Source organism: Luteococcus sediminum (assembly GCF_054783495.1).
In genome coordinates this window covers 75,030-89,562 of record NZ_BAAGQL010000001.1, presented here as the reverse complement: position 1 = coordinate 89,562, position 14,533 = coordinate 75,030, and the positions used below count along the sequence as shown (strand labels likewise).

Here is a 14,533-nt window from a genome sequence, read left to right as displayed (position 1 = left end):
TCATGCCTGGCAGTCGACCACCGTGCGGCCGGTGCCGCGCCCCTCGAGCAGCTTCCGGGCCGTCTCCTGGGCCTCGGCCAGCGCGACGGTGCGGGTCATCTGATCGAGCTGGGCCCCGTCGAGATGCTGTGCCAGCAGCTGCCAGGCGCGGGCCCGCAGCTCGGGGTCGATGCGCACCGAGTCGATGCCGAGCAGGCTGACGCCGCGCAGGATGAAGGGGGCGATGTTGGCCGGCAGGTCGAGCCCGGCGGCATTGCCGCAGCAGGTGGCCACTCCCCCGTCGTACAGCCCGGCCAGGGCGTTGACGAGTACGTGGCCACCGACCGCATCCACCGCGGCGGCCCAGCGCTGGCGTGCCAGCGGCCGGCCGGGCTGGTCGAGTTCGGCACGGGCGACCACTTCGACCGCTCCGCGGGCGCGCAGCTGCTCGCCCAACTCGTCGGGCCGACCGGTCACGGCGTGGACCTCGTGGCCGAGGGCGGCGAGCATCGAGACCGCGACCGAGCCGACCCCGCCGCCGGTGCCGGTGACCAGGACGGGGCCGTCGTCGGGCGTGATGCCGGCATCGATGAGCGCCAGGATGCTCAGGGCTGCGGTCAGGCCGGCAGTGCCGATGGCGGCCGCCTGGCTGGGGGTGAAGGCATCGGGCACGGTGACGGCGTCACGGGCCCCGATCCGGGCGCGCGTCGCCAGGCCGCCGTGCAGGGTCTCGGAGAGCCCCGCCCCGTTGAGGACCACGACGTCGCCGGCCGTGAAGGAGTCGTCGCGGCTGGCCACCACCTCGCCGACCAGGTCGATGCCTGCCACCAGGGGGTGGCGGCGCACCACACCGGGGCGCCGGTGCAGCACCAGCGCGTCCTTGTAGTTCAGGCTGGAGTGGAGCACCCGCACGTCGAGCTCGTCGGCCCCCTCGGGGGCCTCGTCGAGCAGGGCGATGTCGAGCGACTCCAGGGCGGCGGTGGCCGTCGCCCCGTCCTTGCGGACGATCCATCCGGTGAACTTCTCCACGTCTCCTCCTGGTGTGCGCAGTGGGCCTGGCGTGGCGGCTGGCTCAGAAGACGGGCTTGCCGCCAGTCACGCCCAGCACGCTACCAGAGACATAGCTGGCCTCGTCGCTGGCCAGGTAGACATAGGCGGTGGCCACCTCGATCGGGTGCCCGGCCCTGCCCAGGGGCGTGTCGGCGCCACAGCCCTCGACGCTCTCCTCGGTCTTGGTGGCCGGCTGCAGCGGCGTCCAGATCGGCCCGGGAGCCACGGCATTGACCCGAATTCCCTTCGGGCCCAGGTCGGCGGCCATCGAAACGGTGAGGTTGTTCAGGGCCGCCTTGGTGGCGGCATAGTCCATCAGGCTCTCGGACGGGTCGTAGGCCTGCACCGAGGTGGTGATGACGATCGCCGATCCACTGCCGAGGTGCGGCAGCGCGGCCTGGCAGAGCCAGACGGTGCCGTACAGGTTGGTTTCGACGGCCTGGCGCATCTCGTCCTCGCCGATCTCGGCCAGGCCCTCGGTGCGTCCCCAGTGGTAGCCGGCATTGGCCACGACGATGTCCAGCCCTCCGAGGCCCTGCACGGCGGCCTCGACCAGTTCCTGGTTGGCCTGCTTGGTGCGAAGGTCCTTGGGCACCAGCACGGCGGTGCGCCCCTCGGCCTCGATGAGCTGCTTGACCTGGTCGGCGTCGGACTGCTCGGCCTCCAGGTAGCCGATGGCCACGTCGGCGCCCTCGCGGGCGAAGGCGATGGCGGTGGCCCGTCCGATGCCGGAGTCTGCGCCGGTGATCAGGGCCTTCTTGCCCTCGAGTCGTCCGCGGCCGATGTAGCTGGTCTCGCCGTGGTCGGCGGGCGGATCGAGCAGGGTCGTGAGACCGGGCCACTGCTGCTGCTGGGCGGGGATGGAGTCCATGCGGGAAGTGTCGATGTCCATGCAGCCACGCTAGGGCCGCACAGCGCCGGGCGTGGCCCTCGTTCTTCCTCGGCGTAAGGCTTTGCGGTCCACACCACCCAGGCAGTCCTGACTAGGATCCCGCCATGGGAGCTCTCGACACCACCCAGGCAGCCTTCCTGCTGACCATCCTGGCCGGACTGGCGACGGCCCTGGGCGGACTGGTCGTCATCACTCGCCGCTCCCCCTCGCACCGTCTGGTCGCCTCGGGCCTGGGGCTGTCGGCAGGGGTGATGCTCTACGTCTCCTTCATGGAACTGCTTCCCACTGGTTCCCGCAGCCTCGAGGGCCGCGGCGGTCAGTGGCTCGCACTGGGCGCCTTCTTCGCCGGGATCGCGGTGGTGATGGCGATCGACCGGCTGGTCCCCGCACCCCTGAACCCGCACGAGCCGTCGGACGAGGAACCGAGCGGCGCCAACGAGCTCCGCGCCCAGGCCCTGATGCGCACCGGGCTGATCACCGCCGCCATCCTCACCCTGCACAACATGCCCGAGGGCTTCGCCACCCTGGTCACCGGCCTGGAGGACCTGCGCGCCGCGGTCCCGATCGCCGTGGCCATCACCATCCACAACATCCCCGAGGGCATCGCCGTCGCCCTGCCGATCCTCGCGGCGACGGGCTCGCGCCGGCTCGCCTTCGCCTATGCCCTCGGATCGGGCCTGGCCGAACCGCTGGGGGCCGCCCTGCTCTACTTCACCCTCCGCTCCTGGATCTCGCCCGAGATGATTGGGCTGAGCCTGTGCACCGTGGCCGGGGTGATGGTCTTCGTCAGCCTCGACGAACTGCTGCCGACCGCCGAGAAGTTCGGCGAGCACCATGCGGCCGTCTACGGGCTGGTGGCGGGGATGGCGGTCATGGCCATCTCACTGCAATTGATGGCCTGAAAGTGTGCCGGGCTGTCGGGCATGGAACACCCGCATTTCGGGCTTCGGCTCACAACAAGCGAATCATCGCCACCCCGGCGACGAGCACGAGCAGTCCCACCAGCCGGATCGGCCCCACCGGGCGGGGCGGGTTGTGCAGGAGTCCGAAGCGGTCGACCACCACGGAGGCCAAGGTCATGCCGAGCAGGCTGAGCACGATCGTCATCCCGGTGCCGATCGTGGGAGCCAGTGCCGCATTGACCATCACGTAGAGGGCTCCCAGCAGGCCGCCGGTCCACATCCACCAGGGATTGCCGCGCTCCCCGGCCGGGACCTCCAGCTTCGGGCGGGAGCTCAGGGCCAGGTTGAGCAGCACCAGGGCGAGGGTGCCGATGCAGAAGGAGACGAGTGCCGAAGCGCGTGGCGAGTCGACGAGCACGCCGAGCCGGCCGTTGATGGAGGTTTGGGCTGCCGACATCATGCCGGCCACCACTCCCCCGACTCGCCAGAACCACACGTGGCCGTGATGGGGCTGGTGGGCGTGGTTGCGGGCGCCGCCGATCGCCACCGCCGAGGCGCCGGCCAGCACCAGCACCGCGCCGAGCGCCCTCAGAGTCGTGAAGGCATGGTGCGGGGCTCCCAGGATGCCCGCGGAGTCGATGACCAGTCCCATCACCACCTGCCCCACCAGTGGGAAGACGCCGGTCTCCACGGCGCCGATGCGCGGCATCATCAGCAGGTTCATGGTGAGGAAGCAGACGCCGAGCGCGCCGCCGAGCCAGATCCACCACGGCCCGTCGATCGCAGCACCGAGGTTGATCCTCCGGTCGACGACCGCCACGACCCCCATGAGGAAGAGCGTGCCGATGACGAAGGAGACCAGCGAGGAGACGAAGGGCGAGCCGACCGAGCGCCGCAGCCGCGCATTGACGCTGGACTGGACGGTCAGGGCGGAGCCGGCACTCAGGCCGAGCAGGAGGGCGATCACCCGGGGAATCTAGATGCCCAGGACAGCCTTGGCCATGAGAAAGTAGATGATCAGGCCGCTGGCATCCACCAAGGTGCTGATGAAGGGATTGGCGAAGACGGCCGGGTCGATGCCCAGCGACTTGCCCAGCAGGGGCATCGCACCGCCCACCGTGGCGGCCAGGGTGCAGATGCTCAACAGTGTCAGCCCGATCACCGCCCCGATGCCCAGCCCGTAGAAGATCGACGCGATCACCAGTCCGAGGGTGCCCAGCAGCAGACCGAGCAGGGCACCGACGCGGGCCTCACGCGCCAGCACCTTCAGCACGTCGCGGGGGTGCACGTCGGACAGGGCCAGGGCACGGGTCACGGTGGTGGCTGCCTGGTTGCCCGTGTTACCGCCGGTACCGATCAGCAGGGGAACGAAGACCGAGAGCACCACCATCTTGGAGATGGTGTCCTCGAAGTTCTCCAGGACGTGGACCGTCAGCGTCGCGCCGACGGCCAGCACCAGCAGCCAGACCACACGCGCCTTCACGATCTCGGTGATCGGCGTGGCCAGGTAGGGGCGGCGCAGCGGCTCCGAGCCGGACATGCGCGCCTGGTCCTCCGACTCGGCCTCCTCCAGGATCTGCAGGGCGTCGTCGACGGTCAGCAGGCCGACCACGCGGTTCTCCTGGTCCACGACGGGCATGGCCAGCAGTTTCTGGTCGGCACAGCGGCGAGCCGCCACCTCCTCGTGCTCCGTGGCGGTCGCCGAGTCAGTGGGGCTCGTGATCTGGGAGATCGACACCGACGGCTCGGCCTGCATCAGCGTGCGCAGGCGAACGATGCCTTCCAGCTGGCGCTCGTCACCCAGTACGGGCAGAAGATAGATGGTTTCTGCGTCGTGGAGGTGCCGCTGGACGGCCTGCATCGCCTCGGCAGCGCTCATGGTGGGTCGCAGGGTGACGAACTCAGGGCTCATCCGGCGCCCGATCACCCCGTCTGGATAGCCCAGGACGATGTTCGTCAGTTCCCGCTCGGTGGGTGAGAGGCCCTCCAGGAGGCGGGTGGTGACATTGGCGGGCAGCTCGTCCAGAAGCTCGGCCCTGTCATCGGGCTCCATTGCGGCGAAGGCCGCGGCGACGTCCTCGTCCTGCAGCCCCGTGATGAGGTCGGCCTGCAAGGAGGGGTCGAGCCGGTCGAAGACCGCCAGGGCCTCGAGCTTCGGCAGGGTGCGAAAGAGCATGGCGCGCTGTGAGAGGTCGAGGCGGTTCATCAGGGTGGTGACATCGCCGGTGGACAGGCCACGCAGGTGGGAGGCGACGGCTTCCAGGTCCTGCCGATCCAGCGCCCTGCGGATGCTGCCATCCAGGTCGATCAACGAGTCCGCCGTCATGTTGCCTCCGAGTTGGTTGGTCGCCCGGAAACCCCCAGACGCGACCGGGGGCAGTCTAGCCGCGGCGATTCACCGGTGGGTGTGCTGCGGATGTGCTCAGGTCTGGAGTGGGGATGCAGCGAGCCTGGACACGGCCTCCGTGTCATCTTGTAGGCGTTTGCGGTTGGAAGACCACCCGAAAATGCCCACAGGACGAGTGACCAGGTCCAGTACTGCCGCTTCGGAGCACAGGAGGAGCTTGGGACGGACTCAGCGGCGGCTGGTGCCGATGACACGAAAGAGGCTGCCGACTGGGTCGGCCAGGACCCCAGAATCGGCGTGCTCGGGATACTCCCACTCGACTCGATGCGCCCCGAGGGAGACCAGGCCTTGGGCGGTCGGCTGCTCGACGGCCCGGATTCCCCCTCGGCCGCATCGCCACCATCGCTGATCCGACGGGCACCACTTTCCAGATCTGCTCCCCCCGCGAGGCGGTGCGCTGACATCGGAGGCCCGGAACTGCCGACGGACGTGGTCTGCTCCGGCCCGGGGCAGACCGCTCTTCATGCCGCCCGCCACCCTCGAAAGGCAGTTGCTGGCCTTCGTCCGGTCCATCGCCGACGAATCCGAACGATTGCAGTGACCTGGTTCTCGCTCGTGGGGGACAACAGCAAGGAGTTCGGCTTGGCCCCTGGGCTAGGGTCTGGGCATGTCAGATCCGTCCCTCGACCCCGCCCAGATCCGAGCCGAGCTCCAAACCAAGCGTGAGGAACTGCGAGCCCAGATCACCGACCTGACCCGACCACCGGAGGGCGGCGCCACGATCGGCTTCGGCAAGCGCATCGGTGAGGGAACCACCCAGGCCATCCAGCAGATGGCCGACGCCTCCACCGCCCAGACCCTCGCCGGGGTCCTCGACCAGGTGGAACGCTCACTCACCAAGCTCGACAAGGGCAGCTACGGCCAGTGCGACGTCTGCCAGGCCCCCATCGGGGAGGCGCGCCTTGAATTTCGTCCGTGGTCAGTTCGATGCGTGGAGCACGCCGACGGCTGAGACGCCCGACGGCAGCGAACCACTCACCTGGACCTGTGGATGGCCCAGGGAGAACCACCGCTGACTGGTGAGTTCATAGGTGTCGAGAGGTCTGGGCGCGCCGGCCACCACCGGGACCCTGCGTCCGGTGGGGACGTAGCCGACACGTTCGCTCACACGGCGGGAGGCAACATTGTCGGGCCGTGCCGCGCTCACGGCACGCTCTGCACCCAGCACCTCGAAGGCCAGGAACAAGACCGCGGTGCGCATGGCGACACCCAGCCCTCGTCGTCGTGCCCATGGGACTAGGAAGGATGAGGAGTCGACCTCGCGACGCTCCTCGAAACCCCTGCCCTCCAGGACCTGGAAACCGACCGGGACGCCATCGCGCCACGACGAAGGGCAGGAACCAGTCATCCGGGTTCACCGGGTGCCGGAAGCCCTCCAGCCAGTGGCGCAGCCAGGCTTGACGGTGTTCGAGCAACGAGTGGGAGTCATCACGCGGGTAGGTCGGGTCATGGTCGAAGTCGTCGGGTAGGAGACTGACCAACAGGTCATCGTCCTCTTCGGTGGCTAGACGCAGCGTGACCGCACCGCAGTGGAGCACCAGATCGCCCAGCTCGCGCGCCATGTGGCTCACCCGCCCTCACTCCGTCCCGGCGTTGAAGCGCACGAAGGCACAACCGGGCGTCGCACTGCCCAGGTGCGTGAAGCCCAAGGACTCGTAGAAGGCCTTCTGTCCGGGCTCCTCATCGGTGATCAGGACGTGCTGGCGCACATCGTGATAGGGCGCGAAAGCCTCCTCGACGAGCCGACGCCCCAGGCCTTGACGCCGCGCGTTCGGATCGACCAGCACGTCCTGCAGATAACAGATCGTGGCACCGTCCCCCACGATCCTCGCCAGACCGACCAACCCGCCGCCGTCGTGGGCCAGGACGACCCGCAGCGAAGCCCGGATGCCCCTCATCAGCTGCCCCGGATCCCTCGTGTACGCGGTCCAGCCCACCGCGTCGTAGAGCTCGACGACGTCGTCGGTCGCGAGCACGGTGTCGGGATCCCACACGGAAACGGTTGCCACAGGCATGCCCCGAGACTAGGCCGGCAACGCCGAGCACCGCACGCGAATACTCGCCCCCGGCGGCCGGTTCATTCCGCTTCCCTGGCCGAGGCGTTGGTTGACGGTCAGGGTTGACCTTGACGCAACGTCAATGCCTAGCGTCGCAGGCATGACAGTGACGATGATTGACAGCGCTGCCGGGATGCGGGCGATGGTGGGCCAGTCACTCGCCGGATGGCAGGCGGCAGCTCGCAGATTGTGGGAACCGATGGCTGGGATGTACTTCTTCATCCCTGGCGGCCCGGACCTGGTCGCGGTCCACACCCAGAATTTCGGTTTCGGACCCGCCGTCGACACGGCCGAGGTCCTGGGTGCGATCGAGGCACTGGAGCGGGCCGACGCCTGGGGCCGCGTGGAGCGAGCGCTCGACGCGGGGCTGCAGGCTCTGGGTTCGGCCAATCCGGCACTGACCTTTCCCGACCTCACCGTGTTGCTCGCGCTCGGGGACCCAGCGAACAAGCACTTCATGGATGAGATCCGCAGCCTGTCAGCATTCGGTGGCATCAGCGGGTTCATCGCCCTCACGATCTGGCCGACCGACGAGGTCCTGGACCGCCTGGAAGGCATTGCCCTGCACGAGCTGCACCACAACGTTCGCTACTCACCGGGCGGCGTGGTATGGAATCCGCGGACGGTCACCGTCGGCGAGCACGTGGTAGCCGAGGGACTGGCAGACCTCTTCGCCGTCGAACTCGCTGGCGAACAGGGGTTCACGCACTTCGTCAGCGACCAGACACGCACCAGTGACACGGTGTTGCGGCGCGTCTGCGACGGCCTCGACGTGACCGGAATGCAGGACTTCGCGGCGTGGGTCCTGGGCGACGTGAGTGCCCGCCTGTTCGGCGCGGCACCGGTCGGGCTTCCCACCGGCGCCGGTTACGCGGCGGGAGCCCGGATCGTCACGGCCTATCTCGAGGCCACTGGGAGGTCAGCAGCCACATCAGTGACCACACCTGCAGCCGAGATCCTGTCCGTCGCCCTGCCACAGTTGGATCTGGCAGCACCCGCGCAGTGACAGGAGGACCGTGGCCGTGGAATGGACCGTCCAGGAACTCGCCGACCGTGCCGGCATCAGCGGCAGGACGCTTCGCCACTACCACCAGATCGGTCTGCTCGCCCCGGACCGGATCGGCGCGAACGGCTATCGCTACTACGGGCCTACCGCGGTGGCACGCCTGCAACGAATCCTTCTCCTGCGCGAGACAGGACTGGGCTTGGCTGCGATCGGCGAAGCGCTGGCAACCGACACGAACCCGCAGGCCGAGATCACCGCATTGGAGGAACACCTGGCACGCCTTGAACGTGAACAGGAAGCGCTCGTGCGGCGCATTGCTTCTGTCGAGCACACCCTGGCGATGCGACGAGAGGGACGCCAACCGCGCATGGACTTGATGCTCGAGGGCTTCAACGACCGCTACGAAGCCGAGGTGGCCCAGCGGTGGGGACGCGAGGTCTTCGAACAGTCCAACCAGTGGTGGCATGCCAAGACGATCGCCCAGCAGCGTCAGTTCCAGGCCGACGCCGAGCGGCTCCTGGCCCGGTGGGGTGAGCTCCACCAGTCGGGTGTCTCCCCCCTCAGCACTCAGGCCCAGCTGCACGCAGCCACCCACGCCGCCTGGTTCGCCCAGATCCCCGGTACGCCCGGGCACACCGGCGACGCCGACAGGACCCGCGCCATGCTCACCGGCATGGCCAACCTGTATGCCAGCAGCCCAGACTTCCATCCCGTCTTCGGGGGAGCTGATGCCGCGAGCTTCGCTGCCGAGGCACTGCGCCACCACGCCCAGCGCGGCTGATCAGCACCGGCCGGGCGCACCTGGGTCATGAGTCGGTCCCTACGATCACCCCGGCCCTGATGCCGTCCTCCAACTCGCGTGAGCTGCGGGGAGCGATGCCAGTGCCAGCGCCAGGAAGGCGATGCTTCCCAGGTGGGCACCGCCGGAGACGAGCCCTGCTGCAAGGGTGCCGGTGGTGGCGCCGGCCAGTGACTCGATGAAGGCGACGGTGGCACCTGCCGTCGCGGGCGGTTCTGCATTGGGGCTTTCGGGGTCGAAGACGATGCTCATGGCGTCCAGGAAGATGGCGCCCATGGCGAGGTTCATCACGATCCAGCCCGCATGGAAGGCGCCAAGGTGCCCGGTGCTGCCCCAGGCCAGTGCGGCGGCGCCGGCTCCCATGGCAAGGAAAGCGATGCTGCCCTGCCACCGGAAGCGTGCCAGCGGCGCTGGCCAGGCGGCTGTGACGAGTCCGACGAGTGACCACGCCAGCCCACCGCTGGTGAGCAGCACCCCGATGCGGCGCGCATCGAAGGCCAATGCGTCGTGGGCGACGATGGTGACGATCGCCTCGGCTCCGAAGAGCAGCGCTGCACTCCAGGCCAAGGCGCGAGTGGCCGCCGGGGCGCCCGTGGTCCTCGGGTCGAGCACCGGCCGCGGCAGGAGTTTGAACGCTGCCACGCCGGCGAGCGTGAGACCGACGACGACCAGGGGCAAGCCGAGGGGCGAGGTGACGGGTCGGAGCCCGAGCAGCAGCATTCCGCTGGCCAGTGTGATTGCCCACGCCACGGGGATCGATTCCCCTTCACCTTCCCTGGCGGGCTGGGCAGCGCGAAGCTCGCGGACGATGACTGCCCTGGCCAGGACCAGCAACGGCAGGTAGGCGACCAGGGCGATGCGCCAGCTGAAGACATTGGCGATCCACGCGGCGTAGACGGGTCCTGCCAGTGAGGACGCGACCCACACGAGGTTGTTGGCGGCGAGCGTGAAGCGGCGGGCGCGGCCGGTCAGTTCCTGCGCGAGAACGCCCATGCCCACACCAGCGAGGGCTCCCGAGGCGAGGCCCGAGATGACGCGGGCTGCGATGTAGGCCCACATCGTCGGCGCCAGTGCCGCGGCGACGGCGGCGAGGACACCGACAAGGGTGAAGACGGTCAACAGCCGTGCCCCGCTCCAACGGCGCATCATCGCGGGCGCCAGCGGCAGCGACAGGAAGACGGTGGTCTGGGCTGCGGCCGCAGACAGTCCGTAGAGGTGCTGGCCGCCGAGTTCGGCCGCCAGCATGGGTGTGATGGTGGCTGACACATAGATCTGCATGCCGCCGATCAGCTCAAGGACGACCATCGCGACGGCCAGTCGCCACATCCGCCACGCTCCCGCTGCCGCACGGTCACGTTCATCGGGGCTGGTCATGCCGCCTCCGTGGTCGCGGGGGCTCCAGGTGGGCGGCTGCCACGGAACCCACCGCCAACGCGAAGCCCAGCACCTGCCACGGTGTCGGCGAATCATGCACGACGAGCACGCCGAGCGTGGCTGCCATCAACGGTGAGAGCAGTCCCAGCAGCGATGCTGGAGTGGCCGGCAGGCTTCGGATTCCCCGAAACCATACGGTGTAGGCGATCACGCCGCCGGGGAGGGCCAACCAGAGATAGCCCAACACGGCAGGCGCTCCGACGCGGCGGGGTAGACCTTCCAGCAGGAGCGTCGGAAGGAGGAGGATCAGTACTGCGAAGCCAGCCACGGCAAGTGGCTGGATGGATCCCAATGTGGCAGCCACCCACCTGGTAGATGCTCGGCGGAGATGAACAGCAAGGGGAAGAAGAACCCGATGTTCAACCCGCTCAGGACCAGGGAGCGCCACCACCACACTCCGAAGGGAAGCTGGCGCGCCACGGCCACAGCCAGCACTCCACCGGAAAGCGATCGCAGCAGCGCGGCCCACATCGGTTGCCCGGCGGGCAGCAGCTGGGTCGTCACCGCATATGTGGTGCCCCACACCAAGGGGGCCGACGCCGTCTGGAGGGCGAGCTTGCGGTAGGAGGTCACGCTCCAACCCTGACGCCACAAGCAATCATGCGTCCAACACATGATTGCGAACGCAGCGATCATGCACGACGATTGATCCATGGAGCTGCAGCAGCTGCGCTATGTGCTGGCCGTGGCACGGGAACGCAACTTCACCCGCGCGGCCGCCTCCTGCTTCGTCGTGCAGTCCGCCCTCAGCCACCAGGTCAAGGCCCTTGAGACGGAGCTGGGCACCGAGCTCTTTCGTCGCACCAGTCGCTGCGTGGAGCTCACCAGCGCAGGCGAGGCCTTCCTCCACCACGCCCAGGCCTGCCTCGACGCCGCGGAGCAGGCCGTCGCCCAGGCCGCCGCAGCCGAAGGGGTCGTGCGGGGGCCGCTGCGGGTGGGGGCGGTCTCGACGCTCACCAGCGTCGACCTAGCTGCCCTCCTGCCCACCTTCCGCGGGGCGCACCCCGACGTCATCATCACCCTGCGGGTCTCAGGAAGCGACCGGATGCAGGAGGACCTGACCGGGGGCCGGCTGGATGTAGCCTTCCTCGGGCTGTCCGCCACCAGCTCACCCAACACAACGCACCGCGAGCTGTGCCGTCACCGCCTGGACGTGGTGCTCCCCACCGCACACCCGCTCGCAGGGCGCCACCAGCTCACGCTCGCGGACCTGGTGGACGAGGACTTCGTCGACTTCCCCCACGGGAGCACGGGACGCGTCCAGTCCGACCGCGTCTTCGAGGAGGCCGGCCTGACGAGGAAGGTGACGATGGAGAGCGCAGACCTCTCGCTGCTGGGCGAACTCGTGGCCCGCGGGCTGGTCATCGCGCTGTTGCCGCCAGGTGTCGTCACCGACTGGGCCGGCCTGGTGGCCCGCCCCCTCCTCGACGGGCCCGAGCGAGTCGAATACGTGGCATGGAAGGGCTTCAATCCCACCCCGGCCGCCAAGGCACTGTTGGACCTGGTGGCGGGCTGAGCGGCCGCGAGAGGCAGGCGCCTCCTGGAGGAGGCGGGAACACAGACAAGGAACAAGGCGTTCCCCTTGGTCAACCCAAGGAAAACACCTTGTCATCGATCTCGCGAAAACTGTCGGGGTGACAGGACTCAAACCAAAGGACTTCACCCGCGTTCCCCCAGTTGACTAGGCGTTTCCCTTTGACCTCTGGGGAATCGCCGCGCCCCGTCGGACATACGCGGGACTTGAGTTCCAGTCTCTCACGTCGCAGGTCGGCGAGCGCTGCCCCATTCCTTGGAGCCGCCCCGGGGAGTGTGCGGTAACCTGTAACCAACCGTTCAGCCCGCCCCGACCCCGGTCGCGAGTGGGCTGGATCTCTTTCAGACGTGGTGCGCAGACTCAGCCTCGTGAGTCGATGACGTCCCTCAGCCCTTCGAGCTGGGTATGGACGATGTCTTCAACCAAGTCGCGGTCAATGCGGAAGTACTCGTGGATGACGACATTGCGCAGACCCGCAATGGCTGGCCAAGGCACCTGCGATATGGCGTCCTTGGTCTCGTCGCTCAGAGCGCGAACTGCCTCGCCAATCACCGCCAAGTTGCGCAGGACCGCCTCATATGCCATTTCGCCGAGCTGTTCGTCACCGAAGTGCGTCGCGTACTCACGGCACTTGTCTATGCTCGCAACAATGTCGCTGAGCCGCTGCTCGTCCGACCGACTCACAACGGCACCGCATCTGCCAATGCCGTCTCCGCAACGCCATCACGCAGAATCGAGGCCGCCACGACATCAACCCGCCAGCCGAGCAATTCGCCCAGCTCCTCACTCAGCCCCGCAATTCGCAGCAGGTCATTGCCTTGACCAGGAACCAGATCGACCAGCACGTCGATGTCGCTCTTGGCGGTCGCCTCACCACGAGCCACCGACCCGAACAGGCGCGGGTTCACCGCACCATAGCGGCGAAAGATCTCATCGATGCCCTGAGCATGCGCATCGAGACGCACGCGCGCATCCCGGCTCTCCACAGTCATCGTCATGAACTGATCGTAGCCGGTGGACCCGAGGCGCCGGCGACCTTCCGCACCTCGACTTGGAGCGCCCCGCCCAAGCAGTGGTGTGGAGCCTTCCGGATGAGCTCACTGCGGCCAGCTCACCTTGCCAGTCCGGCCGCGTCGAACTCTTGCTGCAGCCGCGGACGACGGCGATGGACCTCGCGCAACTCACGAACGACGGCATCGAAATCATCGCCTTGGCCAGCGGCGACGGCGAACCGCCGGGCGCGAACCAGGAGATTCGCCGCGACACGGTAGTGCTGCGCACCGGTCTCCCGGAGTTCCTCGTCGGCGAGCCGAACCAGGACAGGCACAGCCTCGTCGGGATGGGAGGCGCCCCTCGCCTCAGCCAGCTCGCCCCACAGGCCAGCGCCCACCAGGTCCGCGTGCTCGTGGGCCAGCTGCCACGCGGAATCCACATCAGCCAGCTGGCGTAACAGGAAGGCCACGGCCTCCCACGGACGCCCCATGAGGCGTCCAACCACCTGCTGCTGCAGTTTTGGCCATCTGTCGCCCGCGGCTGCGTGCACCTGCGCCGCGGTGCTCTGGTTCGGCCATCGCTCAAACAGCTCCAGGCTGGACGGCAACACCTCGCCGGGGCGGTGTTCTGCCAGCAAGTCCAGCCACAATCTGCCTGCCCGAAGGGCCTGGTGCTCGGGCGGCATCAAGGCCGCCCGCCGGGCCCAGTCAATGGCCCGCTCCACGTCCGCGATCTCAACGAATGCCTCAGCCGTCTCCAGCGCCCACGCCGAAACTGACCCGTCCCTGGCATGAGTGGCGATGATCGCCTCCACATCACGGTCCAGCACGGCGAGCCGGCGGGCATTGTGCTCCAGCACGAAACGCTCATGCGAGTAGCCGTCACAAGCAGGCACACACCCAGCTAGGACGGACTGTCGTCGGGCCAGTTCCGCGCGGTAACGCGCGATGCCCGCTTCCCCCAGCACCGGGGCGTAGGCCACCGGATCCAAGGTGAAGAAGTCGCACTCCTCGTCGAACTGGAACTTCATCATCCATGCCACCAGCCGTGCCACCGGCACCTTCGCCGCCGTGGCCGTCACCGGATGCAGCGCAATCAGACGCTGACAGACGTCCCCGATGATCCCGGCCGAATCATCGGCACGCATGATGATCCGAAGCGCCGACATCAACGCCCGCTGACACACGTCATGGACCACCGAAGCATCCTCGACGCCCACCGCCTCCTCGAGGATGTCAACGGCCTCGTGCATCTGGTAGCCGTGCTCATTGGCGGCCCGATACCGATGCAGGTCACCACTCGAGCGGATCAAGGGCAAGACCTCGTCGGCCAGGTCGCTTCGCATGCATCCATCCTGCCACCAGCGACATTCATGGCACACCCCTGGCAATTGGCCCTGCACCACGGGGTCAGGAAGCCTCGCTCACCCATCAATATGCATCCAGACCCCCACAGGGTAGTCTTTTGCATACAGGAGGTG

At 68.1% G+C, this 14,533-nt stretch carries 17 protein-coding genes; 5 read left to right on the top strand and 12 right to left on the bottom strand.

The window, feature by feature from the left end:
• Entirely contained in the window at positions 1–1,008 is a 1,008-nt protein-coding gene (locus ACYVKA_RS00395; RefSeq protein WP_460702057.1) for an acrylyl-CoA reductase family protein, read from the bottom strand.
• A gap of 43 nt (positions 1,009–1,051) precedes the next feature.
• Positions 1,052–1,921 carry an SDR family oxidoreductase gene (locus tag ACYVKA_RS00390; protein ID WP_394276389.1) on the bottom strand — a complete coding sequence of 290 codons (870 nt, stop codon included), beginning with the start codon at positions 1,919–1,921 and terminating at the stop codon, positions 1,052–1,054.
• 104 nt (positions 1,922–2,025) lie between these two features.
• Between ACYVKA_RS00390 and zupT the strand changes: the two genes are divergently transcribed.
• Complete coding sequence (zupT, locus tag ACYVKA_RS00385) at positions 2,026–2,823, top strand: zinc transporter ZupT (RefSeq protein ID WP_460702055.1); 798 nt, start codon at positions 2,026–2,028, stop codon at positions 2,821–2,823.
• A gap of 49 nt (positions 2,824–2,872) precedes the next feature.
• Here the strand turns inward: zupT and ACYVKA_RS00380 are convergent, their stop codons facing one another.
• The gene (locus tag ACYVKA_RS00380; protein WP_460702053.1) at positions 2,873–3,790 is read right to left on the bottom strand and encodes a DMT family transporter; all 918 of its coding nucleotides are present in this window, start codon (positions 3,788–3,790) and stop codon (positions 2,873–2,875) included.
• Positions 3,791–3,799: 9 nt separating this feature from the next.
• Complete coding sequence (mgtE, locus tag ACYVKA_RS00375; RefSeq protein ID WP_460702051.1) at positions 3,800–5,149, bottom strand: magnesium transporter; 1,350 nt, start codon at positions 5,147–5,149, stop codon at positions 3,800–3,802.
• 688 nt (positions 5,150–5,837) lie between these two features.
• On the opposite strand from mgtE, the gene ACYVKA_RS00370 reads away from it, so the two are divergent.
• Positions 5,838–6,182, top strand: a complete 345-nt coding sequence (locus ACYVKA_RS00370; RefSeq protein WP_460702049.1) for a TraR/DksA family transcriptional regulator — start codon at positions 5,838–5,840, stop codon at positions 6,180–6,182.
• Here ACYVKA_RS00370 and ACYVKA_RS00365 read toward each other — a convergent pair.
• Together ACYVKA_RS00365 and ACYVKA_RS00360 are read right to left on the bottom strand one after the other, a co-directional pair.
• Entirely contained in the window at positions 6,150–6,578 is a 429-nt protein-coding gene (locus ACYVKA_RS00365; protein ID WP_460702047.1) for a GNAT family N-acetyltransferase, read from the bottom strand. The genes ACYVKA_RS00370 and ACYVKA_RS00365 overlap by 33 nt on opposite strands.
• A 229-nt stretch (positions 6,579–6,807) precedes the next feature.
• Positions 6,808–7,245: a GNAT family N-acetyltransferase gene (locus tag ACYVKA_RS00360; protein ID WP_460702044.1), complete on the bottom strand. Its 438-nt coding sequence runs from the start codon at positions 7,243–7,245 to the stop codon at positions 6,808–6,810.
• 142 nt (positions 7,246–7,387) lie between these two features.
• Between ACYVKA_RS00360 and ACYVKA_RS00355 the strand changes: the two genes are divergently transcribed.
• Positions 7,388–8,293, top strand: a complete 906-nt coding sequence (locus ACYVKA_RS00355) for a DUF2268 domain-containing putative Zn-dependent protease (protein WP_460702042.1) — start codon at positions 7,388–7,390, stop codon at positions 8,291–8,293.
• A 16-nt stretch (positions 8,294–8,309) separates the two neighbouring features.
• Entirely contained in the window at positions 8,310–9,074 is a 765-nt protein-coding gene (locus tag ACYVKA_RS00350) for a MerR family transcriptional regulator (RefSeq protein ID WP_460702040.1), read from the top strand.
• Between the two features lie 45 nt (positions 9,075–9,119).
• Here ACYVKA_RS00350 and ACYVKA_RS00345 read toward each other — a convergent pair whose 3' ends face one another.
• From ACYVKA_RS00345 to ACYVKA_RS00335, 3 genes are read right to left on the bottom strand one after another with little or no spacing between them, the layout of a single operon-like run.
• Complete coding sequence (locus tag ACYVKA_RS00345) at positions 9,120–10,466, bottom strand: MFS transporter (protein WP_460702038.1); 1,347 nt, start codon at positions 10,464–10,466, stop codon at positions 9,120–9,122.
• Complete coding sequence (locus ACYVKA_RS00340) at positions 10,450–10,794, bottom strand: EamA family transporter (RefSeq protein WP_460702036.1); 345 nt, start codon at positions 10,792–10,794, stop codon at positions 10,450–10,452. The genes ACYVKA_RS00345 and ACYVKA_RS00340 overlap by 17 nt, the downstream gene beginning before the upstream one ends.
• Entirely contained in the window at positions 10,773–11,099 is a 327-nt protein-coding gene (locus tag ACYVKA_RS00335; RefSeq protein WP_460702034.1) for a hypothetical protein, read from the bottom strand. Before ACYVKA_RS00335 ends, ACYVKA_RS00340 begins: the two co-directional genes overlap by 22 nt.
• A gap of 79 nt (positions 11,100–11,178) precedes the next feature.
• Between ACYVKA_RS00335 and ACYVKA_RS00330 the strand changes: the two genes are divergently transcribed.
• Positions 11,179–12,042 carry a LysR family transcriptional regulator gene (locus ACYVKA_RS00330; RefSeq protein WP_460702032.1) on the top strand — a complete coding sequence of 288 codons (864 nt, stop codon included), beginning with the start codon at positions 11,179–11,181 and terminating at the stop codon, positions 12,040–12,042.
• Between the two features lie 378 nt (positions 12,043–12,420).
• Here ACYVKA_RS00330 and ACYVKA_RS00325 read toward each other — a convergent pair whose 3' ends face one another.
• The 3 genes from ACYVKA_RS00325 to ACYVKA_RS00315 form a co-directional block, all read right to left on the bottom strand.
• Complete coding sequence (locus ACYVKA_RS00325; RefSeq protein ID WP_460702030.1) at positions 12,421–12,744, bottom strand: HepT-like ribonuclease domain-containing protein; 324 nt, start codon at positions 12,742–12,744, stop codon at positions 12,421–12,423.
• Positions 12,741–13,058: a nucleotidyltransferase family protein gene (locus ACYVKA_RS00320; protein ID WP_343873359.1), complete on the bottom strand. Its 318-nt coding sequence runs from the start codon at positions 13,056–13,058 to the stop codon at positions 12,741–12,743. Before ACYVKA_RS00320 ends, ACYVKA_RS00325 begins: the two co-directional genes overlap by 4 nt.
• A 113-nt stretch (positions 13,059–13,171) precedes the next feature.
• Positions 13,172–14,398, bottom strand: coding sequence for a hypothetical protein (locus ACYVKA_RS00315; protein ID WP_460702029.1), 1,227 nt, complete (start codon positions 14,396–14,398; stop codon positions 13,172–13,174).
• Positions 14,399–14,533: the final 135 nt, after the last annotated feature.